We start from the raw sequence: 23,924 nt of genomic DNA on the forward strand, positions 1-23,924 counted from the left end.
GCATGGAGAACCCGCGCCCCTGCGGGGCCCTGCTGGCTACCGATGCCTGGACTGACAGTCGGCATGGAGAACCCGCGCCCCTGCGGGGCGGAGCCTCCTCCTCAACCCGCGAAGTCCTCCGGCCGCACCTGTTCCAGGAACTCCCGGAACTTCTCGACCTCGTCCTCCTGCTCGTCGGGGATGACGATGCCGGCCTCGGAGAGCACCTGCTCGGCGCAGCGGATCGGGGCACCGACCCGCAGGGCGAGCGCGATGGAGTCGCTCGGGCGGGCGGAGACCCGCAGGTTGTTGTCGCCGATCAACAGGTCCGCGTAGAACACGTTTTCCTTGAGTTCGACGATCTCCACGGCGTTGAGCGGCTGCTGCAGCGCGGCCAGCACGTCGCGGAGAAGATCATGGGTCAGCGGCCGGGCCGGCTTCACGCCCTGCTGCTCGTAGGCGATCGCCGTCGCCTCCACCGCACCGATCCAGATCGGCAGGTAGCGGTCGCCCTCGACCTCTCGGAGCAGCACAATCGGCTGGTTGCTGGGCAACTCGACCCGAACCCCGACCACGCTCAGCTCACGCACCGCGCCTCCGTCGTCGTTGTCGTTCCGTTGTCGTTCCCAGCGCCGTTTCCGGCCCTTCCTTGCACGGTACACGCGCGAGCGGAGTGCGTCCCGCACGCGCGGTCGGTGCCGAGGTTGGAACCGCCTTCGAGCCTACGTGATCTGGGTGACCAGGGGACAACCCCGGTCAGCGGCCCAACTCGTCGCGCAGGCCCGCCCGGACCAGCGCGGCCCGCAGCTGCTGGGCCAGACCGGTCAGCTCCTGGGCGGCCGCGGCCGCCCGCGCCCGGGCCGCCGGGTCCTTCTGGCGGGCCAGCGGGCCGACGAGCTGGGCGAAGAGCCCCACGTCACGGTCCGCCGCCGCCTTGTAGGAGCGCAGGTGGCGCACCTGGAGCCCGTACGAGGCCAGGCCGGCGACCGCCGCCGCGATCACCAGCGCGTCGGCGTCGTACCAGCCGGGTGTTCGCTGGGTCACCATCCCCAGCTCCTCGAGCTCGGCCAGGCTGGCGGGGTCGATCCCGGAGCGCTCGACCAGCTCCTCCCGGCGCACCAGCGCGTCCGGCGGCGGCGCCGGGGCCGGCTCGTCGGGCACCGCCACCAGCACGGGGCGGCGCGGTGCCACGTCGTCGCCGGACTCGTGCGCCTCCAGCTCGGCCCGGATCACCCGCAGCGGCAGGTAGCGGTCACGTTGCGCGGACAGCACGAAGCGCAACCGCTCCACGTCCCGCCAGCTGTACTTCCGGTAGCCGGCCGGCGTGCGCTGCGGCTCGACCAGCCCTTCCGCCTCGAGGAAGCGCAGCTTGGAGATGGTCGTGTCGGGAAACTCCGGGCGCAGCTCCGCCAGGACCTCGCCGATGCTCATCCGTGGCAGCAGGCGCGGGTCAGCGCCGGCCGCCGCGCCCTGGGCACGTTCGGTCACGGGTCGCCTCCCGAAGCGCTAGCCGCGCGCGGACTCCTCGTCGGGACGGGGACCGGCGATGAACACCAGTCGGAACTTCCCGATCTGCACCTCGTCGCCGTTGCTGAGCGTCGCGGCTTCGACCCGCTCGCGGTTGACGTAGGTGCCGTTGAGGCTGCCCACGTCGCGCACGGTGAAGGTGCCGCCGTCGCGGTGGAACTCCGCGTGGCGGCGGGAGACGGTCACGTCGTCGAGGAAGATGTCACTGTCGGGGTGCCGGCCGCTCGTGGTCACGTCGTGGTCCAACAGGAACCGCGCGCCCGCGTTGGGCCCACGCCGGACGACCAGCAGGGCCATCCCCGGCGGCAGCGAGCCCGACATGCGACCAGGCACGACGTCGGCGTCGGGGCCCTCCAGAACTTCGTCGAGCGAGCCCAGGTTGAGCGTCGACGTGACGTCGAGTGGGGGAAACTCGTCGTCGGGGCGCGTCATCGGTCCACCTCACGGATCTTTAGGCAGCGGCGCCGGTGAAGCCCGGCCCCTGGTGGGCAGCAGCTTGGAACAAGTCAAAAACAACCTCGCGAGCCTAGCCAGCCCTGAAATCCAGGGTCAACCAGACGCGCGGGCACTTCCTACGCTCCGGAGGGCCTTCTCAGCTCTCGGTGAGCGCGCGGTAGGCCTCCGCGGTGAGCAGGCCCTCGAGCGCGGCGGGATCGCTGGGCTCGATCTCGACCAACCAGCCCTCGCCGTACGGGTCGGCGTTGATCGTCTCAGGCTCGTCGACCAGCTTGTCGTTGCGGCCCACCACGGTGCCGGAGATCGGTGCGTAGATCTCCGAGACGCTCTTGGTGGACTCCACCTCGCCGAAGGAGTCGCCGGCCGCGACCTGCGCGCCCTGCTCGGGCAACTGGACGTAGACGATGTCGCCCAGGGCGTCCTGCGCGAAGTGGGTGATGCCCACCCGCACGTTGCCGTCGCCGCCGCGCACCCACTCGTGCTCGGCGGTGTATCGCAGGTCGTCAGGGATCACGGCCACTTCCTCCGGTTGTTCAGCTCGCCGGCTTGGCGTGCTTCAGGTCGACGGGCGCGGCGGTGGCCGTGACGTCGACCGTGTCGTGCTCGTCGACGATCACGTTACCGCCGTCCGCTTTGATCGACGGCACCAGCCCGTCCGGAATGTTGAGCGCGGTGCGCATCGTCGGCGGATCGCCGATGACCGTGATCGTGTACGGGCCGGTCAGGCGCTTGCCGGACACGTCCAGCCCGCCGTCGGCGTCGATGAAGTACGTGCTCGCGACGACGCGGACCGTCGTCCCGTCGACGCCGGCGATCTGCATCGCCTCGGCGTCGGCACCGCGCAGCTCCTGCACCGCGTTGAGGATGTCGGACCCCGCGATCGGCTGTGGACCGGCGACGAACCGGATCGTCAGGCCCGGACCCTTCGCCGGCGCGGTGCCGGCCAGGATGGCGAGCTCGTCGGCCCGGCGGGTGGCCTCCTCCAGCGCGGCGGCCCGGCCCTGGGCGCCGGACTGGAGCTGCCGCTGGCTGTCCTGCAGGGACGCGATCTCGCGGCGCAGGCGGTCCTCCTGGGCCGACAGATCGGACTGGAGGCGAACCAGGTCGTCCTCGCGCATGGCGTTGAGGTCGGAGCCGACAGACTTGCCACGCAGCTGCACGGCGAGCGTGAAGCCGAGCAGGGCGAGCAGCACGAGAATGATCACACCGGCGGTGCCGCGGCGCTTGCGCTCGGGCTTGGGCGCCTCGGCGGGTGTCTCGTCCTCTTCGCCGTGCGGGTCGTGGTCGTCCACATCGGACGCCGGCGGTTGTGGGGACGGGTCCCCACTCGTGCTGTCCGTGAGCGGGGTGAGGCGCACCGTCTGCTCCTCGGCCGCCTGCTCCGGTGTCGCCGGTGCCGCGGGTTCCGCCGGTGCGGCCGGTTCCGCGGGTTCGGCCGGTTCTGCCGGCGGTGGCGGGGGTGCCGCGGGCCGGGACGGGGCCGGGCGCCCGGGCGTGGGCCGGCGGGTCGGGATCGGCCTGGTCGGCTCGTCGTCGCGCGGTTCGTCGGTCATCGTCGTCCTCCCGCGTCAGGCCCGGAACAGGTGTCGGCGGATCGCGGCCACGTTGCCGAAGATGCGCACCCCGAGCACGACCACGACGCCGGTGGAGAGCTGACCGCCCACGCCGAGTTGGTCGCCGAGGTAGACGATCAGGGCGGCGACCAGCACGTTCGAGATGAACGAGATGACGAACTGCTGGTCGTCGAAGATGCCGTCGAGCTTGGCCCGGACACCACCGAACACCGCGTCGAGCGCCGCGACGACCGCGATCGGCAGGTACGGCTCGAGCCAGCCGGGCACCGTCGGGCCGAAGACCAGGCCGAGGACGACGCCCACGACGAGAGCGAGTACGGGGATCATCTAGTCGCCTCCGGACGGGATCGGGGAGGTGCCGGCCGACGTCGGCGTGGGGCTGGGCGGGGCCGGGCGGGTCGCGTAGTTCAGCTGCGGCTCGGTGGCCGCGGGCAGGTTGAGGTCGTCCGTACGCCGCGTGTCGAACCCGATGTGCTCACCGTCGGCGACCTTGCGCATCAGCGCGGCCGCGGCCGTGTCGGCGAACCGGTCGTCGAGGTCACGGGGCCCGATCGCGCGGATCTCGTACGGGCTGGTGACGGGCCGGAAGTCGACCAGGATCGCCCCGCCCGCCTTGCGGATCGTCGAGGTGGCGGTGAGCCGCTGGTCGTTGATGGCGATCGCCTCCGCGCCGGACGCCCACAGCGCGTTGGTCACCAGCTGCAGGTCGCGGTCGAAGATCCGGCCGAGCTCGTGCTCGCCACCGCCCTCGGCGGCGTCCGGTGCGTCGGTCAGCCGCACGACCAGCCCGTCGCCGGTGACCCGGCGCAGCCCGGTGGCGGCCTCGGCATCGCGGCGCTGCGCGGCCTCGTCGGCGCCGAGGGCGGCGTCGCGCTCGCGGGCCACGTCGTCGCGCAGCCGGTCGGCCTGGCCGCGCAGGTCGTCGGTGGCCTCCTGGCGCTGCTTGATCTGGCCGACGAGGTCGGCCCGGGCCTGGCTGCGGCGCGGCTCGTCGGCGACGGTCTGCCGGTAGGCGACGGCGAACAGCAGGCCGATCAGCACGGCCACGACGATCAGCGCCGAGCGGCGGCTGGTGCGGCGCCAGCCGGTCGGCGGTCCCTGCTGCGCGCGGCGGGCGGCCGCGTCCGCGTACCCGGGATCGAGGGGGTTGCTGAACAGCTCGGAGAGGAAGTCCGGCGACATCCAGCGGCGCTGCTTCTCGGGGCCCGTCACGCGGGCTCTCCCTTGGCGGCTGCCTGCCGGCCCGCGCGGATCACCCGCGACGCCTGGCCGACGTAGAGGAAGCCGGCGATCCAGTAGAGGACGATGCCCCACCAGCCCAGTCCCCAGCCGACCGCGGCGGCGCCGGTCGCGATGTCCGGCACGGCGTGGCCGAGGAGCAGGACCGGGAACGCGACGAGCAGGATGAAGGTCGCGGTCTTGCCGAGGTAGTGGACCTGCGGCGGCCCGTACCCGTTGCGGCGCAGCACCGCGAGGCAGATCAGCATCATCAGCTCGCGGGCCACCAGGGCGGCGGTGAACTCCCAGGGCACGATCTCGCGGTAGGTGAAGGTGACCAGGACCGCGAGGATGTAGAGCCGGTCGGCGGCGGGGTCGAGCAGCTCGCCGAGCCGGCTGACCTGGCCGAGGCGGCGGGCCACCCAGCCGTCCACCCAGTCGCTGCTGCCGCCGACGGTCAACACGATCACGGCGGCGAGGTCGTGCTGCGGGCCGATCATCAACCACATGAAGACCGGGACGCCGAGCAGGCGCAGGAAACTGATCAGATTGGGCAGGGTGAGGACACGATCAGACACGACGGTGGGCGTACGCGACACCGCAGGCCTCCTCAACCGCGACGGGCCTCCCCAGGCACTGACTGGACGGCGCGCGGGACCAACCCCCTGATCATTGGCCGTGCCACTATATCGACCCTGTCATGACACGCCGAGCCCGCGTGTCCGCGCTCACCGCGCGAGCAGGTCGTCGATCGCGGCGGCGATCTGTTCCGGGCATTCCAGCGGGAGCAGGTGACCGGCGCCCGGGATCTCGGTGAGGTGGGCGTCGGGGATGCCCGTCGCCAGCCGCCGGGCGATCGCCGGGAAGTCCGGCGCGTCGGCGTCGCCGACCGCTACCAGGGTCTTCGCGGTGATCAGATGTAGCAACGTCGATGGGGGGTCGATGTCGTCGGGAAGCTCGAACGACTCGGTCACGGTCTGGTTGGCGAGCGAGGTCCGCATCGCCGCCGCGACCTGATCGGCTGTTTGTCGCAGTGCGGACGACCACTCGCGTACGGGTCCGCGGACCCACATGTCGAGGTTGAGCGCGAGCGCCCGGTCGATGTCCCCGTCGGCGAGCAGTTGCCCTTCTTCGGCGCCGTAGGCCTTGACCTCGGGCCCCCATGCCCACCCGTCGAGTGGCGCGGCGAGGAGGCCGAGGTGGGTGACCCGCTCAGGCCACCGGGTGGCGAACTCGAGTGCGACGTAGCCGCCGAGCGAGTTGCCGACAACCGCGGCGGCCTGGATGCCGACGTCATCGAGCAGATCGGCAAGATCGTCGCGATGCCGGAACCCTCGGGCGGGAGCCGGCGTCTGCCCGAACCCCCGCAGGTCATAGCGGATGACGGTGTGCCTGCGCCGCAGCCGGTCGGCGACCGGGTCCCAACTCCGATGATCGGCGACGCCACTGTGCACGAGCACGACGGGCGACCCCTCCCCCTCAACAACGGCGGTGATGTCGGACAAACGACACTCCTCGATCGAGCGACAAAGTTCGGGGGTCAGTAGACCGCCGCAGCACTCGCCCGCGCGACCGGTTTTGCCGCCTGACGCACGCGGAGGCGCCGCATGAACGCGCGCCGATCTCGCCGGATCCCCGGCGCCGTTCACCTCGTCGATCAACTCACCGGGATTGACCTCGTAGACCACCCCCAGCGCCGGCGCCATTGGTCATTGACCAGTAGCCCGGCGACCCAGGGAGCGACATACCGCCGCATCAGCGCCCGGCCCGGACGTCGTCGACCTGGCAGCCGTCGGCCACCCCACGAGCGCACACCGCCTCCACATCAGCGGCCGGCCCGGATGTCATGGGCCTGGCAGGCGCCAGCGCCCCCACGAGCGCACACCGCCTCCCCACCAGCGCCCGGCCCGGACGTCGTCGACCTGGCAGCCGCCGGCCACCCCACGAGCGCACACCGCCTCCACATCAGCGCCCGGCCCGGACGTCATGGGCCTGGCAGGCGCCAGCGCCCCCGCGCGGGATACACCGCCTCACATCAGCGCCCGGCCCGGACGGCCAACCACCCCACGAGCGACACGCCGCCTCCACGCCAGCGGCCGGCCCAGACGTCGAGGGCCTTGCAACCGCCAGCCACTCCCTGAGCGACATGCCGCCTGCGCGCTCCCCGGCCAGCCAGCTCGTCCGCGCGGCCGTCTGGGGGCGACACCGGCCCGTGCCATCGGTTTCCGCGTCGTCGGACACGGACCACGACTCGACGGCGCCGCACGACCACGCCCATTTCACAACGCCGGCGCGGCCGTCGCCCAGCGACGTCTTTCCGCCGTGCTGATCCAGGACGCACACCCTGTAATGCATCCTAGGATGAAGGTCCGCCCGGCACGCGGCCTTGGACCGCCCTGAACCGTCCGACAGACGAACGTCTTCCGCCCGCGGCCGAACGTGTTCAGCCCGCGGCCGAACCACGGCGCCGCATGGCCGGCCGTGGGGAGCCTCCGCTCGCCGTGTCCGGAGAACCTCACCGCCTCCGACGGCTGGTTCATCATCCCGGCGCCTGAGCCGTCCGAATCTTGGCCGTTGGTCTTTGCCGCGGCGGGCCTGGCTCGAAGCGGAGCGAGTTTGTCCGGCGGGAGCGACGGTCGTGCCGCCGGCGGACCCGGGCAATCCTGGCTTTGGATCTGCCGCTTTCGCGGTGTTACAGGTCGAAGAGTTCGCGCAGGCTCGCGGAGATCTTGGCCATGCTCGCGCCGGTGAGGAGGCCGAGGCGTTCCGCGCCGATCGACGCCGGGAGGCGGCGCATGCGGTTCAGGACGACCACGCCGGAGATCGGGTCGGTTTCGGCCAGGGCGATGGCGAACGGTGGCAGATCATCGGGGTCGCCGCGTTGGCGGACGACGGGCGCGCAGAACGGGGAGGCGCCCGGGCGGTCGTTGTGGGCTTCCGAGGAGAGGACCACCACGCGGTAGCGCAGATCGGCGCGTTGGCCGATCGTCCACACCTCGCCCTGTTTCAACGCGCGCTCACCCACCAATCACCGCCGATCGTACGGGGCTTCACGCCCGTTCGGTGGGTGCCGCAAGCGGTATTTCGAGCGCCACCACGCCCCGGAGGTCGAGCCACGCGCGATCGGGGCCGCGGACCAGCGTCATGTTGACTTCCTGACAGTTCGGACAGCGCACCACCGTGCCGGCCGCGTGGTCGTAGACGTGCATCTGCGCGAGCATCCCGCGGTCGCCGCAGTGGGCGCAGGTCCCCGCCGCCATCGACATGTCGACCGCGAAGATGTCCATGAGGGGACCGGCGAGGGCGTTGCCGTCGACGTACAGGTCGGACATCGGTTTCTCCCTCAGGGTCCGGTTGGTCCGAAACGTTCGGTCTTGACCTTGCGGGGGTCGTGGCCCTGGGCGACCAGGATGTCGGCCACGGTTTCCACGAAGCCCGTCGGGCCGCAGACGAAGCACGCCGGCATCAGGTCCGGTGGCCAGCCGTGCGTGGCGACCGTCGCGAGCTTGAGCCGGCCCACCTCGCCCGGCCAGTCGGGCGGCGCCTCCCGGGTGTAGGCGTACGCGATGTCGAGCCCCATGTCGTCGCGGACCCGCCGGCGCAACTCGTCGGCGTAGATCACGTCCTCCGGGGTCCGGACGGAGTAGATCAGCCGGAACGGGGTGCGGCTGCCGGCCGCGCGGCGGGCGCGGACCATGGCCATCAGGGGTACGACGCCGGAGCCGCCGCCGATCAAGACGACCGGGTCGGTGTCGGTGTCGCGCCAGACGAACCAGCCGCCGATCGGCCCGCGGATCTCGATCGCGTCACCGACGTCGAGGCCCTCCAGCAGATATGGGGACACCTCCCCGTCGTGTACCCGCTGGACGGTGAGCTCCACCCGGTCGCCGTCGGCCGAGTTGGCGATCGAGTAGCTGCGTTCGGTCGAGTAGCCGTCCTCGGCCGTCAGCTTCACGTCGACGTGCTGCCCGGGCGCGTGGCCCGGCCAGTCGGGTATGTCGAACACCAGCGTGGCCGCCGTGTCGGTCTCGCGCCGGCGCTCGGTCAGCGTCGCGGCCCGCCACTGCAGGCGGCCGCCGATCAGTCTCCTTGGTACCGCTGCTCGCGCCATGGGTCCCCGTAATCGTGGTAGCCGGCCGTCTCCCAGAAGCCCTGTTCGTCGGCGAGCATGAGCTCGAGGCCGCGCACCCACTTGGCGGACTTCCAGAAGTACAGGTGGGGTACGAGCAGCCGGGCCGGACCGCCGTGTTCGGGCGCGATCGGCTCGCCGTCGTACTGGTAGGCGATCCAGGCCTGCCCGTTGAGCAGGTCCTCGAGCGGGACGTTGGTCGTGTAGCCGCCGTAGGAGTGCGCCATCACGTAGTCGGACGCGGTCTCCACGTCAGCCAGCATGGTCTCGACCGGCACCCCCTTCCAGCGGGTGCCGAGCTTGGACCACTTGGTGACGCAGTGGATGTCCTTGGTGATGTCCTCGGCCGGCAGGCTGGTGAACTCCTGCCACGACCACTGCTTGCGCTGCCCGGTCTCGGTGGTGACGTCGAACTGCCACCGGTCGAGGTCGATGCGCGGTGTCGGGCCCGCGGAGAGGACGGGAAAGTCGTGGGTCAGGTACTGCCCGGGAGGCAGCTTCGTGTCCCCCGACCCCCGCCGGCCGAAGAAACCCGGTGAGACGATGCCCATTCCCAAAGTCTTACCAGGCTTGATCCGCCGACGGACACATCCCGCCGTTGTCTGTCGTCAAGTCGAACGTCACACCCCCTTAGGCGTCCTAGGACGATGGTTGCTGGTCACTGCAGGCGGGACAGGTGTCGCATCTTGTTCATGGCGTCGAGGGCGGCGACCTTGTAGGCCTCGGCCAGGGTCGGATAGTTGAACACCGCGTCGACCAGGTAGTCGACCGTGCCGCTGCAGCCCATCACCGCCTGACCGATGTGCACGAGCTCGGTGGCGCCGGTGCCGAAGATGTGCACGCCCAGGAGGCGGCCGTCCTCGGGGGCGACCAACAGCTTCAACATGCCGTAGGAGTCGCCGATGATCTGCCCACGGGCCAGCTCGCGGTAGCGGGCGATGCCCACCTCGAAGGGGATCCGCGCCTCGGTCAGGTCGTCCTCGGTGCGGCCGATGAAGCTGATCTCCGGGATCGTGTAGATCCCGATCGGTTGCAGCGCCGGCATCGCGCGCACGGGCTCGTCGCAGGCGTGGTGGGCGGCCAGCCTCCCTTGCTCCATCGAGGTGGAGGCCAGGGCGGGGAAGCCGATCACGTCGCCGACGGCGTAGATGTGCGGCACCGACGTGCGGAAGTGCTCGTCGACCGATAGTCGGCCGCGCGCGTCGGCGGACAGGCCCGCGGCGGCGAGCTCCAGGTCGGGCGCGGTGCCCTGGCGGCCGGCCGAGTACATCACCGTGTCGGCGGCGATCTTCTTGCCGCTCTCGAGGATCGCGACGGCACCCTCGGCGTAGCGCTCGACCGACGCGACGGACTCGCCGAAGCGGAAGGTCACCGCCAGGTCGCGTAGGTGGTATTTCAGCGCCTCGATCACCTCGAGGTCGCAGAACTCCAGCATCCGGTCGCGCCGCTCGACCACGGTCACCTTGGTGCCGAGGGCGGCGAACATCGACGCGTACTCGATGCCGATCACGCCGGCGCCGACGACCACCATGGACCGTGGCACCCGTTCCAGGTTGATGATGCCGTCGGAGTCGATGATCGTGCGGTCGTCGAAGTCGACCGAGGACGGCCGGGCCGGCCGGGTGCCGGAGGCGACGACCACCTTGGCGGCGCTGGCGTGCGACTCCCGCCCGCGACCGTCGGTGACCGTCAGCGTGTTGGGGTCGGCGAACCGGCCGAACCCGCTGAGCAGCGAGACCCGGTTGCGGGTGAGCTGGTTGCGGATCACGTCGATCTCGCGGCCGATCACATGCTGTGTCCGGGCCGCGAGATCGGCGACCGTGATGTCGTCCTTGACGCGGTAACTCTGCCCGTACATCTCCCGTTGGTTGAGCCCTGTCAGGTAGAGAACCGCCTCGCGCAACGTCTTGGACGGGATGGTGCCGGTGTTGATGCACACCCCGCCGATCATGTTGTCGCGTTCCACCACCCCGACCCGCCGGCCCAACTTGGCCGCCGCGATCGCCGCCTTCTGTCCACCGGGACCGGAGCCCAGCACCAGCACGTCGAAGTCGTACATGAGGGAAAGTCTGACAGCCGGAGGTGAAGTTTTGGGATCTTGGATGGGGCCTGTGGATTAGTGGTGGTCGGGTTGCCACCACGTCATGTTGGCGGCGGCGTGGTGCACCGGCTCGATCGTCTCCCACGCCTCGACGACCCGGCCGTCCGCGAACCGCCAGATGTCGACGACCGCGATCGTCGGCCCGCCGGGCAGCGAGCGGCGCGAGTGCATCACCACGTGGTCGCCGTCGGCCAGCATGTGGTCGACCTCGACCCGCATGCCGGCGAGCGGCCCCATGGCGGTGCGCACGGCGTCGAGCCATTCATCCTTCGTACGCCGGCCGTCGGGTCGATGGTGGACGAAGTCGTCGCGCAGCACGGTGTCGAGGCCGTCGACCGTACCCGTCCCGATCAGCTCCGCGAACGCCCGCTCGATGATCATCCTGTTGCTCGTCGTCATGCCCGCAGTGTTTCCGCGACCGGTGCGCGTGTCGATGACATGGCATGTCATGGCGCCGGGGCGGCAAGTGGGTAGGCTCGATGATCATGCGGACGGTCGGCGAGCTCCTGCGACGGTGGCGGCAGCACCGGCGGATCAGCCAGCTCGACCTCGCGATCGCGGCCGACGTGTCCGCGCGGCACGTCAGCCTGGTCGAGACCGGGAAGTCCAAGCCCAGCGCGGCGATGGTCCTCCGGTTGGCCGAGCAGCTCGACGTGCCGCTGCGGGACCGCAACGAGTTGCTGCTCGCGGCGGGGTTCGCTCCGCGTTATGCGGAGCGTCCGCTCAACAGCGCGGAGTTGTCGGCCGCGTACGACGTGGTCGAGCGGGTGTTGCGGGCGCACGAGCCGTACCCGGCGCTGGTGTTCGACCGCAGGTGGAACATCGTGCGGACGAACCGTGCCGTCGACCCGTTCCTCGCCCGCGTCGACCCGGAGCTGCTGCGGCCGCCGGTCAACCTGATCCGGCTGGGCCTGGATCCGCGCGGGCTGGCGGCGCTGGTCGTCAACATCGCGGACGTACGCGCGGTGTTCCGCGCGAGAGTGGCCCGCCAACTGGCGGCGGCGCCGGATCCCGAACTGAGGGCGTTGTACGAGGAGCTGCTGGGACCGTGGCCGCATGACGGCGTGGATCGGCCCGTGCTCTCCGACGTCGTGATCCCGATGATCATCCGGGTGGACGGGCAGGAGCTGCGGCTCTTCTCGACCATCACCACGTTCGGGACGCCGCTCGACATCACCCTGGACGAGGTCGCGATCGAGTCCTACTACCCGGCGGACGCGGAGAGCGCGGCGTATTTCACCGGTTCCACACCGGGCCTCACGCCGGAGGCCGCCGCCGACGACGACTCGTGACCGTCGCCGGAGCGAGGCGCCGCTCTGCTCGCCGGGCGGCCCCGGTGGATTCCGGTCCACGCCGGTCCTCGGCCTGACCACGTCGCCGAGGGCCGGCGCGAACCTTGCGGGCCAGGTCGGTAGCGCGGCGGGGTCCTAGGGCAGCAAGGCTCAGCGCGACGGCATCAGCCGCCGCGCGACGCCCCGCACGGTGGCCCCCGTGCGATAGGACTGCGCCAGGTACGACCCGCAGACGATGTTGGCCGCCGCCAGCACAGGCACCGCGTACTGCGCGACCCGCTGCCGCCGCTGCCACGTCGCGAGCTCGGGTGGCGTACCCGGCGTCGACAGGGTGGCGTCCCGCACGTCGATTCGCGCGTGGGCCTGCTGCCGTTCCTCGGCCAGCCGGCCGATCCGCGTGCCGGAGTACGCGGCGTACGCGGTCGCGGCCGCGCCGGCCACCGCGAACCCGGCCTTGAGCCCGCCCACGGTGCCGAAGCCCTGCTGCAACAGGACCCGTCGCCCGCCCACGCTGGTGAGGCGCAGGCCGGCGAGCAGTGTGGCGGCGATGCCGGCCCACTGCGCCGGTGCGAACCGCCGCCAGGCCGACGACGCGACCCGGATGCGGTCGATTCCTTCCTCCAGGTCGGCGCCGGACTTGTTGACGCCCGCCACCCCCATCACGGTGCCCCCGAACCAGAGCGCCGAACCGAGGTCGTGCACGGCCTGCGCCGTGGCGTGATTGTCTGTACGCATGCGGGCCGCGTACCCGACCCTCGCCGGACCAAACGACGGCCGACCGGCGGGTCAGACGTACAGGCGGCTCACCGTCTCGGCCACGCAGACCGGCTTGTCACCCGCGTCGCTCTCGACCGTGGCCTTCGCGACGAGTTGGACACCCCCGGTGACGGCATCGACCGAGACGATCTCCGCGCGGACCCGCACCGACGTCCCGACCCGCACCGGAGCCGGGAAGCGGACCCGGTTGAGCCCGTAGTTCACACCCATCCGCGTGCCCTTGACGGTGTAGAGGGCGCCCACCAGCGACGGCAGCAGCGACAACGTCAGGAAGCCGTGGGCGACCGGGCCACCGAACGGCCCCTGCGCGGCCCGCTCGGGGTCGACATGGATCCACTGGTGATCATCGGTGGCGTCAGCGAACAGGTCGACCCGCGACTGGTCGATCGGTAGCCACCCGCCCGGGCCCAGGGTCTCGCCGACGGCGGCGGTCAGCTCGTCGACGGATGCGAACTCACGTTTCATGCCAGGTGTCCTCCGATCTCGGTGTAACCACGGAGCAGGTCACGGGAGATGATCAGGCGTTGCATCTCGTCGGTGCCCTCGAAGATGCGTAGCAACCGCATCTGCCGGTACCAGCGTTCGATCGGCAGCTCGCGCGTGTAGCCCATGCCGCCGTGGATCTGCAGCACCCGGTCGACGACGTCGTTGACCATCCGGGCGCCGTACAACTTGGCCATCGACGACGCATGTCGCGCGTCGGTGCCCTGGTCGACCGTCCACGCGGCACGCAGGATCAGCCAGCGCGCGGCCTCGAGCTCGGTCTCTGAGTCGGCGATCATCCACTGGATCGCCTGGTTGGTCGAGAGCGTCTTGCCGAACGTCTCCCGCGTGTTGGCGTGCTCGATCGCCATCCGCAACGCCCGCTCGGCCACCCCGACCGCGTGCGACGGGATGATGTAGCGCCCCTTGCCGATCCACTGCATCCCGAGCGCGAACCCCTGCCCGACCTCACCGAGCACGTTGCGCCCCGGCACCCGCACCGAGTCGAAGACCAGCGACGCCGGCCCGCCCTCGCCCATCGTGGGGATGAACTCGGACCGCCACCCCATCGACCGGTCGACGAGAAACGCTGTGCTCCCGCCGGCGCGTACGTCCTGGTCCCGATCGGACACCGCCACCACGATCGCGAAGTCGGCGTCGTTACCGTTGGTGATGAACGTCTTCTCGCCGTCGAGAACCCAGTCGTCCCCGTCCCGCCGCGCGGTCATCCGGATGTTGGCGGCGTCGGACCCGGCACCCGGCTCGGTGATCGCGAAACAGGAGATCCGCTCACCCTCGATCGTCGGCACGAGGAACTCGGCCTTCTGCTCCTCGTTGGCGAAGAACAGGATGTTGTCGGCCTCGCCCCCGAACCGGAACGGCACCCACGACCGCCCGATCTCGGTCCAGATCAACGACTGCATGACCGCGGGCAGATCCATCCCGCCGTACTCCTCCGGCGTCGCGAGCCCCCAGAACCCGAACGCCCGCGCCTTGCCCTGCAACTCGCGTAGCTCATCGAGCCGCAGCCCCGGCTCGTGCGCCCGCTCGCGCCGCAACACCTCCTGCTCGAGCGGCATCACTTCCTTACGAATGAACGTCCGCGCGGTCTCCCGGACAGCTTTCTCTTCATCGCTCAACGAAAAGTCCACGATGGTCCTCCCCAGAACCGTTTGCTACGAACGGACGAGCCAAACCCCAGAACCGAAACCGACCATTGCCCGGGTCCGCCGTGGGCACGACCGTCGCTCCCGCCGGACAAATCTCGCTCCGCTTCGAGCCAGGCCCGCGCCGACAAGAACAAAGCGCAAGCGCCGGGTGCACGACGCGACGCTTGGAGCCCCGAACCGCCGGCCGCCAAACGCCGGCGTCGGCCCACCGGCCGAGCGCGCCGCGGAATCTGATTACGACCGCGGCTGGATCCGCACTTGGCCAGCCGGCGCAGGACCTCGACCGATCCAGCCGCCCCAGAGCCCGCGCGTGGCCAGCACCCCGCGATCCGCACCGGCGAGCCGCCGCGATACCCACATTCGGCCCCGCACCACGACCCGCAACCAGCCTGCCAGCCCAATAACGCGCGCCCGGCGCCGAGCCGTGCCCCGCCGTCGGCCAACCGCCGCAAAGCCCACAACCCGGCGCCGCACCACAACCCCGCACCCAGCCGGCCCGAGGACACCCGCCCGCCCGCACCACGACCGCACTCGACCAACCGCCGCAGAACCCCCACCCGGCGCCGCACCGCAACCCGCCCCGGGTAGGCGGTCGGCAGGTCGCTACTGCCGCCGCCGTGGCCGCCGCCCCGGACGCCCGGCGGGTTCGCCGCGCCGTCGCGAACGCGGGCCGTTCGCCTGCCCGGCCACGGCCTGGTGGGTGAAGCGGCGTGGGCGCCAGCCGGTCACCCGCCCGGCGGTGGCCGGGTGGGTAGGGCGGCGTGGGCGCCAGCCGGTTGCCCGCCCGGTGGTGGCCGGGTGGGTGGAGCGGCGTGGGCGGGCGCATGGGTCGTGGCCTAGCGGGCGCCGCCGTTGACGTACAGGGTCTGGCCGCTGACGTAGGCCGCGTCGTCGCTCGCCAGGAACGCGATCACCGAGGCCACCTCCTCCGGCTGGCCGACGCGGCGTAGTGGGGTGACCTCGGCCGCCATCTTCTGGTGGTCTTCCGGGGCCGAGCCGACGCGGGTCGCGGTGGCCGCGGTCATCGGGGTGGCGATGTAGCCAGGTGCGACCGCGTTGACGTTGATGTTGAACGGGCCCAGTTCGATAGCCAACGTGGCCGTCAGGCCCTGGACGCCCGCCTTTGCCGCCGCGTAATTGACCTGGCCCCGGTTGCCCAGCGCCGACCGGCTGCTCAGGTTGACGATCTTGCCGTACTTGGCCGCGACCATGTGCTTCTGGACCGCCTGGCAGCAGTGGAACATGCTGCTCAGGTTGGTGGTGATCACCGCGTCCCATTCGGCGGCCGGCATCTTGAACAGGAGGTTGTCGCGGGTGATGCCCGCGTTGTTGACCAGGATGTCGATGCGGCCGTGCTCGCCGGCCACCGCTTCGACCATCGCCGCCACCGCGGCCGGGTCGGTGACGTCGCAGCCGTAGCCGGTCGCCATGCCGCCGGTGGCCTTGATCTCGTCGGCCGTCGCGGCGCTGCGGTCGGCGTCGAGGTCGACCACCGCGACCCGCGCGCCCTCCTTGGCGAGCCGGCGTGCGGTCGCGGCGCCGATGCCCTGGGCCGCGCCGGTCACGATCGCGACCCGATCGGCGAACCTGTCGCTCATCTTCACAATCTCCTTGCTCGGGTGGGTGGTCTCAGCGTTCAACGAGGACGGACGTGCCCTGGCCGACCCCGACGCACATCGTGGCCAGGCCGCGCCGGGCGCCGGTGCGGCGCATGCGGTGCAGCAGCGTGGTGAGGATCCGGGCGCCGGAGCAGCCCAGCGGGTGGCCGATCGCGATCGCGCCGCCGGACGGGTTGACCAGCTTCTCGTCGATGCCCAACTGGTCGATCACCGCGAGCGCCTGCGCCGCGAACGCCTCGTTGAGCTCGGCGGTCTCGATGTCGTCGAGGGTCCAGCCGCGGCGGTCGAGCACCCGGCGGGTCGCCGGGACCGGGCCGATGCCCATCACGTCGGGGTGCACGCCCGCGCTCGCGCCGCCGACCCAGCGGGCGAGCGGCTCGACGCCCAGCTCGCCGAGCGCCTCCTCGCTGACCAGGACCAGGGCGGACGCGCCGTCGTTGAGCGGGGACGAGTTGCCGGCCGTGACCGTGCCGTCCTTGTGGAACGCGGGCTTGAGCCTGGCCAGCTTCTCGAGCGTCGTGTCGGAACGGATGCCCTCGTCGGTCTCGACCGTCGCGCCGTCGGGCAGCGTCACCGGTAGCAGCTCGGCGGCGAAGTCGCCGGCCGCGGTCGCCGCCGCGGCGGCCTGGTGGCTCCGCAGGGCGAACGCGTCCTGCCGGTCCCGGCCGATGTCGTAACGCCGGGCCACCTCCTCGGCGGTCTCGCCCATGCTGAGCACGCCGTGCAGCTCGCGCATCCGCGGGTTGACCAGGCGCCACCCGAGCCGCGTATCGAAGATCTCCATGCCGCGCGGCAGACCTTCGTCGGGCCTGGGCAGCATGAACGGCGCCCGGCTCATCGACTCGGACCCGCCGGCCACCACGACGTCGGCGTCGCCCGCCGCGATGGCGCGCGCCGCGCTGGTCACGGCTTCCAGGCCGGACGCGCACAGCCGGTTGAGCGTCGCGCCCGGGACGGTCTCGGGCAGGCCGGCCAGCAGCACCGCCATCCGGGCCACGTTGCGGTTGTCCTCGCCCGCCTGGTTGGCCGCGCCCCAGTAGACGTCGTCGACCCGCGCCGGGTCGAGCGCCGGCAGGTCGGCGAGGACCCCCGAGAGTGCCCACGCGGCGAGATCGTCGGCGCGGACCGCCGACAACGCGCCCCGCAGGCGTCCGATGGGAGTACGCCGTGCCGCGGCGAAGTAGACCGGTCGCATCGCTTGCCTGACCTTTCTCAGAAGGCGGCGACGCCGGTGAGCGCCCGCCCGATGAGTAGTTGCTGGATCTCGCTGGTGCCCTCGTAGAGCGTGGTGACCCGGGCGTCACGCAGGTATTTGCCGACCGGGTATTCGTCGATGTAGCCGTAGCCGCCGAACACCTGCAGGGCCCGGTCGGCGGCGCGGACCGCCGCCTCGCTGGCGAACAGCTTGGCCATCGACGCCTCGGTGCCGAACGGCCGGCCCCGGTCGATCAGGTCGGCGACCCGCCAGACGAGTAGTCGCGCGGCGGCGGTGTCGACGGCGATCTGGGCCAGGTGGCGCTGGACGAGCTGGTGACCGGCGATCGGCTTGCCGAACTGGGTGCGTTCGCCCGCGTAGCGGACCGCGGCGTCGAGACACGCCTGCGCCAGCCCGACGCAGCCGGCGGCGAGGGACATGCGTCCCTTGTCGAGCGTACCCATGGCGATCTTGAAGCCCTGGCCCTCGGCGCCGATTCGCGCGGTGTCGCTGACGCGTACGCCGTCGAAGGTCAGCTCTGCCGTCGCCTGGCCGCGCAGCCCGAGCTTGCCGTGGATCTCGCGGCGGGTCAGCCCGGGCGTGTCGGTCTCGACGAGGAACGCGGTGACGCCGCGCGGGCCCGGGCCGCCGGTGCGGGCGAAGACGAGGGCGACGTCGGCCCAGGTGCCGTTGGTGATGAACAGCTTGGTGCCGGTGATCAGCCAGTCGTCGCCGTCGCGGACGGCCCGGGTGTCCAGATTGGCCGCGTCGGAACCGGTGCCGGGCTCGGTCAGGGCGAAGCAGCCGAGCGCCGTGCCGGAGCAGAGCCGGGGCAGCCAGTTCGCGCGCTGGCCGTCGGACCCGTGTGCTGCGATGGTCTTGGCCACGAGGCCGAGTGAGACCGAGACGATGCCCCGCACCGACGAGTCGCCCCGACCGAGCTCCTCGAGCACCAGGCAGTAGGTGAGGTGGTCGCCGCCCGAGCCACCCAGCTCCTCGGGGATGGTCAACCCGAGAAAGCCCAGGTCACCGAGGCGTTTGACGATCGAGCGGTCGACCGCCTCGCGCCTGTCCCACTCGGCGGCATGGGGTGTGACCTCGCGGGCGACGAACTCCGCGGCGAGGGAACGGCTCGCTTCGTGCTCGGGTGACAGGATGAGGTCCACGCGAATAAACTATCGGTGGTAGTTTTCCCGTGTCCACCCCGGCACGACGAGTTGTGCACCACCCGGAGAGGAGAGCCCGATGCCCCGACCGCGTCAGGCGCTGCTCACCCGGCAGCGCATCATCGAGACGGCGGCCGAGCTGATCGACGCCGAAGGTCTCGAGGCCGTGTCCACGCGGCGGCTGGCCGCCCAGCTCGGCGTCCGCGGCCCGTCGCTCTACAACCACTTCCCCAACAAGGACGCGATCCTCGACGCGGTCGCCGACGCGCTCACGGCCGAGGTCGACATCGGCTGCTTCGCCACCCACGACTGGCCCGACGCGCTGCGCATCTGGGGCCGCTCCTACCGGGCCGCCCTGGCGGCGCATCCGCACATCGTCCCCTACCTAGCCAGGGGCCCCGGCCGACGGCCGCGGGCCCTCGCGATGGCAGACGCGGTCTACGGCGGCCTGGTCCGGGCCGGCTGGCCGCCGGCGCGCGCCACCCACATCGGCGCGCTGATGCGATACCTGGTGGCCGGCTCGGCGCTCGGCTCGTTCGCCCGCGGCTTCGCGTCCGACCCCGCCATCTACATCTCGTCCGACTACCCGCACCTCGGCCAGGCCCACCGGCTGGCCGCGCACCAGCGCGAGGTCGACGAAGGCGCGTTCGAGCTTGGGCTGGAAGCGGTCATCACGGGCCTCCAGATCACGTATGAAGAGGTGGTCGGTGACGCCGACCATCGGCCTCACGGCACCGCCCGCTCCGCACCCACCCGGAGGTAACGCATGGACCAGACCGACGCCGGCCGCGCCGCCGCGAAGGTGGCCGACCGCGACCGGCTCTACATCGACGGCGAGTGGGTCAGCCCGCTCGACGCGCTGCCGATGCCCGTGCAGGACCCGTCGACCGAGGAGGTCGTCGCCCAGGTCCCCGCCGCCGGCAGCGCCGACGTCGACCGCGCGGTGGCGGCCGCCCGGGCAGCCTTCGGTCCCTGGTCAGACCTCTCCCCCGACGCCCGCGCCGACCACCTCGACCGCCTGCTCGCCACGCTGACCGCGCGCGCCGACCAGATCGCCGCGACCATCGCGATCGAGGTCGGCACGCCGATCAAGGTGGCCAAGCGGGTGCAGACCGGCCTGCCGCTGACGGTCCTGGACGGCTACGCGGCGCGGGCGCGCCACGGGTTCGAGTCGGAACAGATCGGAAACTCCCTGGTCGTACGCGAGCCGGCCGGTGTCGTCGGCGCGATCACGCCGTGGAACTACCCGCTGCACCAGGTCGTCGCCAAGGTCGGCGCGGCGCTCGCCGCCGGCTGCACGGTCGTGCTCAAGCCGGCCGAGCTGACGCCGCTCACCGCCTACCTGCTCTTCGACGCGATCGACGAGGCGGGCCTGCCGCACGGCGTGGTCAACCTGGTGACGGGCTCGGGCCCGGTCGCGGGCTCCGCCCTGGCCGCACACGCCGACGTCGACGTGGTCTCGTTCACGGGCTCCGCGGCGACGGGCGCGGCCATCAGCCGCCTGGCCGCCGACCGGATCGCCCGGGTCACCCTCGAGCTGGGCGGCAAGTCGGCCAACGTGATCCTGCCCGACGCCGACCTCGCCAGGGCGGTCAAGGTGGGCGTCGGCAACGCGTTCCTCAACGCTGGCCAGACCTGCACCGCGTGGACCCGCATGCTCGTGCACCGCTCCGTCTACGAGGACGCGGTCGAGATGGCCGCCGCGGCCTCCGCCGGTTACGTGACCGGTGACCCGTTCGACCCGGCCACCCGGCTCGGCCCGCTGGTCTCCGAGCGCCAGCGCGACCGGGTCCGCACCTACGTCGACAAGGGCCTGGCCGACGGTGCCCGGCTGGTCTCCGGCGGCCCGGACGCGCCCGTCCCGGCCAAGGGCTGGTTCATCGCGCCCACCGTCTTCGCCGACGTCGACCCCGACGACACGGTCGCGCAGGAGGAGATCTTCGGTCCGGTCCTGTCGATCATCCCGTTCTCCGACGACGACCACGCGGTCGAGATCGCCAACAACTCCCGGTACGGCCTGGCCGGCGCGGTCTGGTCCGCCGACGAGGACCGGGCGCTCGCCGTCGCCCGCCGGATGCGCACGGGCGCGGTCGACATCAACGGCGGCTCGTTCAACCCGCTGGCGCCGTTCGGCGGCTACAAGCAGTCGGGCGTCGGCCGCGAGCTGGGCGAGCACGGCCTGTCGGAGTTCCTGGAGACGAAGGCGATCCAGCGATGACGAAGGCCTTGATCGTCACGGCGTCAGGCGGCAAGCCGCAGGTCACCGACGTCGTGCTGCCGCCCGTCGGCCCCGGCGAGGTGCGGGTCCGCGTCCGCGCGGCCGGGGTCTGCCACTCCGACCTCTCCATGGTCAACGGCACGCTCTCACCGTCGTACCCACTGGTCCTCGGGCACGAGGCGGCGGGTGTGGTGGTCGAGGTCGGCCCCGACGCCCCGACCGGGAGCGAAGCCGGGCCGGCGCGGGCCGACCGGCGCCTCGCCGTCGGCGACCACGTGGTGCTCAACTGGGCGCCACCGTGCCGGGAGTGCTGGCACTGCACACACGGCGAGCCGTGGCTCTGCGCCGAAGGCGGTCGCCCGTCGGCACCGCGCGGCCGTTTGGCGTCCGGCGAGCCGACCCACGTGACGCTCGGCCTCGGCGCGCTGGCGGAGGAGGTCGTCGTCCCGAGCCACGCGGTCGTCCCGGTCCCGGCGGAGCTACCGGCCGACGTGGCGGCGCTGCTCGGCTGCGCGGTCCTGACGGCCACGGGCGCGGTCAACCGGACGGCCGCGGTCCGCTCGGGCCAGTCGGTGGTTGTCATCGGCCTCGGCGGTGTCGGCCTGGCGACGCTGATCGCCGCCCGCGCGGCCGGCGCCGACGCCGTGATCGGCGTGGACCTGAGCGAGGCGAAACGCGATCTGGCGCTGGCGGCCGGCGCCACCCACTTCGTGCTCTCCGAGGACACGATGCCGAAGACGGTCCGCGGCCTGACGGGCGGCCGTGGCGCCGACCACGCGATCGAATGCGCCGGCCGCGCCACGACCATCAACGCGGCCTGGCGCGCCACCCGCCGCGGCGGCCAGGTCACGGTCGTCGGCATGGGCGCCCGCGACGACCTGGTGAGCCTCAGCGCGCTCGACATCTTCCACTCGGCCCGCACGCTGCGCTCGTCGGTCTACGGCTCGTCGGACCCGGACCGCGACCTACCGACACTCGCGGCCGCGGTCCACGACGGCAGTCTGGACCTGAGTCCGCTGATCACCGACCGCATCCCCCTGGAGGAGGCCCCGGACGCCTTCACCCGCATGTCCCGCGGAGAAGGCGCGCGCTCCGTCGTCCTCTTCCCCTGACCAAGCTGTCGCCGACCAACGCGCGGGCCGGCGCGGCGATCGGCGAAGGTCCCGGTCAGGTACGTCGGTCCGGCGACTGCGCCCCAGAGACCTGCGTCGTCGGCTGCGCGTCCAGCTTGGGTTCCGGTGGGGATTCCCTGGCGGATCGCGATTGGGATGCCGGTCGAGGTTCCGACCGGCTCGCGGAACTCGGTTCGATTGCGGCTCGCGTTTGGGCTAATGGTCCCGCGGCAGTGGGCGTGGCGGCGGGCGCGGTGCGGTGGGCGCGGAGGGCAAAGGGCTGCGGCTGCGGCTGCGGGGGCAGCATCTTGTTGTCCCGGCGTGTCGGTCCTGGGCCAGCAACGCGGCGAATCTGGGCACGGCCGTTGGCCCAGCGCAATGGTCGACTGGCTCCTACGAGGGCCGTTCAGACGCGACGGGCGACGCCGGCAGCGGTGGTGGCGAGCCACCCGTGGCAGCGCGGCGGATGACGGCCCGAAGCGCCTGGGTGCGGCGTCAGGCGACCTTGCGGTCCAGGTCTGCTGGCGCCTCGGCGGCTGCGCGGGCCTGGGCCAGGGTCGTCGCGCCGCGGCGGCGGGTGGAGGGGCGGGCGTCTGCCTGGGGGAAGACCCATTTGCGGTAGGCCCACAGGCGGAAGACCATCGCCAGGAGGGTGCCGAAGATCATGCCCCACAGGAAGTCCGAGATTTCCTGGGCCGTGCGGGAGATGTGCGGCGTCTGCAGGGCGAAGGCGTACCGCGCCAGGTAGAGGGGCGCTGAGTTGAGGGCGATGCCTACGCCGTTGATGACGATGTAGAGCGCCAGTTCGTGGTGGGCTCGGCGGCCGCCTCGGGTGCGGAAGGTCCATTCGCGGTTGAGGGCGTAGGAAACGAAGGCCGCGATGATCGTGGCCACCGTCAGCGCCGTGACCGGCTTGGCTTCGAAGATGGTTACTTTGAGTATGACGTTGATGACCGCCGTCAGGACCCAGCAGAAGCCGCCTACCGCCAGGAACTTGACGGCTTCGCGTCGGCGGAAGACGTGCTTCCGCAACGACGGGGGCAGGATCTGCAGCAGTCGGCTGGTCATGCGCACCGGCGCACTCTAGCGGCTCCGCCTGGATTCCGGGCAATCAGGCCGGCATGGTGGCATGCCATACCAACGGTGACCGCCCGAGACTTCGCCATCCCACACCGGCCGGCTACGCAGAGCGACGCGGCGCAACCCCGAGGCCGCGGACGGCACCCCGGCGAGAACAGCACGGCAGTGCGGGCGGCACCGCGCCACGGACGGCACTGCAGCGCCGGCGCACGGCGCGCGGGCAACACGACGCCGTGGGAGCACGGCTGCCCGGGAAGCACGACGACGCGGGAGCACGACGACGCGGCGGCGCGGGTGGTTCGAACGTGAATCAGCGGTCAGTAGCCGCGAGGCGCCTTGAGCCGCGGGCAGCGCGGGGGCAGCATGGCGGGATGGATTCGGGTGCCGGGCGGTTCGGCGAGTTGAAGTTGCTCGGGATGCCGTTCGAGATCGACCCCGCCTCGGACGCGCGGATCCGGGCCGCTGCCGCTGAGCTGGAAGCCGACGCCACCCCCGAATGGGAGTCCGAACCCGGCCAGCTCGCCGCCACCATCACCCTCGTCGACAGCAGGGACGACGGACTCGCGCTCACCCTCGTCGTCGCCGACGATGGGCCTACGCGGCTCGAGGTCGCCGCTGCCGTCGAAGTCGACTGTTGGTGCGTCAAGAACCACGGCCTGCACCAGGTCGAGCGGCATGAATGGCTCGTCGGCACCCCCGACGCGCTCGCCGACGGGTTTGTCGCTGCCGTGCGGCAGGTGACCCGGTGGCTCGCCAGCGCGCCGCGGGACACCGCGCCTTGGCGCGAGCGCGCCGGACTGCCCGGGCCCCAGCCCTAAAGAGGGGCCGC

The 23,924-nt window shown here is 71.8% G+C and carries 27 protein-coding genes; 5 read left to right on the top strand and 22 right to left on the bottom strand.

Annotated elements, in window-relative coordinates; genetic code table 11:
• Positions 1-101: 101 nt before the first annotated feature.
• The 15 genes from Asi02nite_RS09985 to Asi02nite_RS10055 all read right to left on the bottom strand — a co-directional run bounded on the left by Asi02nite_RS09985 (position 102) and on the right by Asi02nite_RS10055 (position 11,383).
• Positions 102-569, bottom strand: coding sequence for a bifunctional nuclease family protein (locus Asi02nite_RS09985; protein ID WP_203706197.1), 468 nt, complete (start codon positions 567-569; stop codon positions 102-104).
• A 166-nt stretch (positions 570-735) separates the two neighbouring features.
• Positions 736-1,410 carry a transcriptional regulator FtsR gene (gene ftsR / locus Asi02nite_RS09990; RefSeq protein ID WP_203712139.1) on the bottom strand — a complete coding sequence of 225 codons (675 nt, stop codon included), beginning with the start codon at positions 1,408-1,410 and terminating at the stop codon, positions 736-738.
• Positions 1,411-1,485: 75 nt separating this feature from the next.
• Complete coding sequence (gene odhI, locus Asi02nite_RS09995) at positions 1,486-1,938, bottom strand: oxoglutarate dehydrogenase inhibitor Odhl (RefSeq protein WP_089243529.1); 453 nt, start codon at positions 1,936-1,938, stop codon at positions 1,486-1,488.
• A 160-nt stretch (positions 1,939-2,098) separates the two neighbouring features.
• Positions 2,099-2,476 carry a glycine cleavage system protein GcvH gene (gene gcvH / locus Asi02nite_RS10000; RefSeq protein ID WP_203711975.1) on the bottom strand — a complete coding sequence of 126 codons (378 nt, stop codon included), beginning with the start codon at positions 2,474-2,476 and terminating at the stop codon, positions 2,099-2,101.
• A gap of 19 nt (positions 2,477-2,495) precedes the next feature.
• The gene (locus tag Asi02nite_RS10005; RefSeq protein WP_203711977.1) at positions 2,496-3,515 is read right to left on the bottom strand and encodes a DUF881 domain-containing protein; all 1,020 of its coding nucleotides are present in this window, start codon (positions 3,513-3,515) and stop codon (positions 2,496-2,498) included.
• 15 nt (positions 3,516-3,530) lie between these two features.
• Positions 3,531-3,863: a small basic family protein gene (locus Asi02nite_RS10010; protein WP_089243522.1), complete on the bottom strand. Its 333-nt coding sequence runs from the start codon at positions 3,861-3,863 to the stop codon at positions 3,531-3,533.
• Positions 3,864-4,718: a DUF881 domain-containing protein gene (locus tag Asi02nite_RS10015; RefSeq protein ID WP_203712141.1), complete on the bottom strand. Its 855-nt coding sequence runs from the start codon at positions 4,716-4,718 to the stop codon at positions 3,864-3,866.
• A gap of 26 nt (positions 4,719-4,744) precedes the next feature.
• Positions 4,745-5,368 (bottom strand): cardiolipin synthase ClsA, encoded by a 624-nt coding sequence (gene clsA / locus Asi02nite_RS10020; protein ID WP_373312210.1) that lies wholly within the window; start codon positions 5,366-5,368, stop codon positions 4,745-4,747.
• A gap of 114 nt (positions 5,369-5,482) precedes the next feature.
• Positions 5,483-6,259: an alpha/beta fold hydrolase gene (locus Asi02nite_RS10025; RefSeq protein ID WP_203711980.1), complete on the bottom strand. Its 777-nt coding sequence runs from the start codon at positions 6,257-6,259 to the stop codon at positions 5,483-5,485.
• A 1,187-nt stretch (positions 6,260-7,446) separates the two neighbouring features.
• Entirely contained in the window at positions 7,447-7,779 is a 333-nt protein-coding gene (locus Asi02nite_RS10030) for a type II toxin-antitoxin system PemK/MazF family toxin (protein ID WP_239126610.1), read from the bottom strand.
• 25 nt (positions 7,780-7,804) lie between these two features.
• Entirely contained in the window at positions 7,805-8,086 is a 282-nt protein-coding gene (locus tag Asi02nite_RS10035; protein ID WP_203711982.1) for a DUF6510 family protein, read from the bottom strand.
• A gap of 11 nt (positions 8,087-8,097) precedes the next feature.
• Complete coding sequence (locus Asi02nite_RS10040; RefSeq protein ID WP_203711983.1) at positions 8,098-8,865, bottom strand: ferredoxin reductase; 768 nt, start codon at positions 8,863-8,865, stop codon at positions 8,098-8,100.
• The gene (locus Asi02nite_RS10045; protein ID WP_203711984.1) at positions 8,835-9,434 is read right to left on the bottom strand and encodes a sulfite oxidase-like oxidoreductase; all 600 of its coding nucleotides are present in this window, start codon (positions 9,432-9,434) and stop codon (positions 8,835-8,837) included. Before Asi02nite_RS10045 ends, Asi02nite_RS10040 begins: the two co-directional genes overlap by 31 nt.
• 107 nt (positions 9,435-9,541) lie before the next feature.
• Positions 9,542-10,942 carry a Si-specific NAD(P)(+) transhydrogenase gene (gene sthA, locus Asi02nite_RS10050; protein ID WP_203711985.1) on the bottom strand — a complete coding sequence of 467 codons (1,401 nt, stop codon included), beginning with the start codon at positions 10,940-10,942 and terminating at the stop codon, positions 9,542-9,544.
• A gap of 57 nt (positions 10,943-10,999) precedes the next feature.
• Positions 11,000-11,383 (bottom strand): nuclear transport factor 2 family protein, encoded by a 384-nt coding sequence (locus tag Asi02nite_RS10055; RefSeq protein ID WP_239126611.1) that lies wholly within the window; start codon positions 11,381-11,383, stop codon positions 11,000-11,002.
• Positions 11,384-11,469: 86 nt separating this feature from the next.
• Here Asi02nite_RS10055 and Asi02nite_RS10060 point away from each other — a divergent pair, with 86 nt between their 5' ends.
• Positions 11,470-12,276, top strand: a complete 807-nt coding sequence (locus tag Asi02nite_RS10060; protein WP_239126612.1) for a helix-turn-helix domain-containing protein — start codon at positions 11,470-11,472, stop codon at positions 12,274-12,276.
• A gap of 150 nt (positions 12,277-12,426) precedes the next feature.
• Here the strand turns inward: Asi02nite_RS10060 and Asi02nite_RS10065 are convergent, their stop codons facing one another.
• From Asi02nite_RS10065 to Asi02nite_RS10090, 6 genes are all read right to left on the bottom strand, one after another.
• The gene (locus tag Asi02nite_RS10065; RefSeq protein WP_203711988.1) at positions 12,427-13,011 is read right to left on the bottom strand and encodes a hypothetical protein; all 585 of its coding nucleotides are present in this window, start codon (positions 13,009-13,011) and stop codon (positions 12,427-12,429) included.
• Positions 13,012-13,062: 51 nt separating this feature from the next.
• Complete coding sequence (locus Asi02nite_RS10070; protein ID WP_203711989.1) at positions 13,063-13,518, bottom strand: MaoC family dehydratase; 456 nt, start codon at positions 13,516-13,518, stop codon at positions 13,063-13,065.
• On the bottom strand, positions 13,515-14,687 hold the full coding sequence (locus Asi02nite_RS10075) for an acyl-CoA dehydrogenase family protein (protein ID WP_203711991.1): 1,173 nt from the start codon (positions 14,685-14,687) through the stop codon (positions 13,515-13,517). Before Asi02nite_RS10075 ends, Asi02nite_RS10070 begins: the two co-directional genes overlap by 4 nt.
• An 854-nt stretch (positions 14,688-15,541) precedes the next feature.
• The gene (gene fabG / locus Asi02nite_RS10080; RefSeq protein ID WP_203711992.1) at positions 15,542-16,303 is read right to left on the bottom strand and encodes a 3-oxoacyl-ACP reductase FabG; all 762 of its coding nucleotides are present in this window, start codon (positions 16,301-16,303) and stop codon (positions 15,542-15,544) included.
• A 31-nt stretch (positions 16,304-16,334) separates the two neighbouring features.
• The gene (locus Asi02nite_RS10085; RefSeq protein WP_203711994.1) at positions 16,335-17,519 is read right to left on the bottom strand and encodes a thiolase family protein; all 1,185 of its coding nucleotides are present in this window, start codon (positions 17,517-17,519) and stop codon (positions 16,335-16,337) included.
• A gap of 17 nt (positions 17,520-17,536) precedes the next feature.
• Complete coding sequence (locus Asi02nite_RS10090) at positions 17,537-18,685, bottom strand: acyl-CoA dehydrogenase family protein (RefSeq protein WP_203711995.1); 1,149 nt, start codon at positions 18,683-18,685, stop codon at positions 17,537-17,539.
• A gap of 79 nt (positions 18,686-18,764) precedes the next feature.
• Here Asi02nite_RS10090 and Asi02nite_RS10095 point away from each other — a divergent pair, with 79 nt between their 5' ends.
• Genes Asi02nite_RS10095 through Asi02nite_RS10105 form a run of 3 tightly spaced genes read left to right on the top strand, consistent with a single transcriptional unit; the run spans position 18,765 to position 22,015 of the window.
• A complete protein-coding gene (locus Asi02nite_RS10095; RefSeq protein WP_203711997.1) occupies positions 18,765-19,448 on the top strand; it encodes a TetR/AcrR family transcriptional regulator in 684 nt (227 codons plus the stop codon).
• A gap of 3 nt (positions 19,449-19,451) precedes the next feature.
• Positions 19,452-20,903 carry an aldehyde dehydrogenase family protein gene (locus Asi02nite_RS10100; RefSeq protein WP_203711998.1) on the top strand — a complete coding sequence of 484 codons (1,452 nt, stop codon included), beginning with the start codon at positions 19,452-19,454 and terminating at the stop codon, positions 20,901-20,903.
• Complete coding sequence (locus Asi02nite_RS10105; protein WP_203711999.1) at positions 20,900-22,015, top strand: zinc-binding dehydrogenase; 1,116 nt, start codon at positions 20,900-20,902, stop codon at positions 22,013-22,015. Before Asi02nite_RS10100 ends, Asi02nite_RS10105 begins: the two co-directional genes overlap by 4 nt.
• A gap of 495 nt (positions 22,016-22,510) precedes the next feature.
• Here Asi02nite_RS10105 and Asi02nite_RS10110 read toward each other — a convergent pair whose 3' ends face one another.
• Entirely contained in the window at positions 22,511-23,083 is a 573-nt protein-coding gene (locus Asi02nite_RS10110; RefSeq protein ID WP_203712145.1) for a GtrA family protein, read from the bottom strand.
• A 383-nt stretch (positions 23,084-23,466) separates the two neighbouring features.
• Between Asi02nite_RS10110 and Asi02nite_RS10115 the strand changes: the two genes are divergently transcribed.
• Positions 23,467-23,913, top strand: coding sequence for a hypothetical protein (locus Asi02nite_RS10115; protein WP_203712000.1), 447 nt, complete (start codon positions 23,467-23,469; stop codon positions 23,911-23,913).
• The last annotated feature ends 11 nt before the right edge of the window (positions 23,914-23,924 follow it).

This window comes from Asanoa siamensis, from assembly GCF_016862555.1.
Classification (GTDB): domain Bacteria; phylum Actinomycetota; class Actinomycetes; order Mycobacteriales; family Micromonosporaceae; genus Asanoa; species Asanoa siamensis.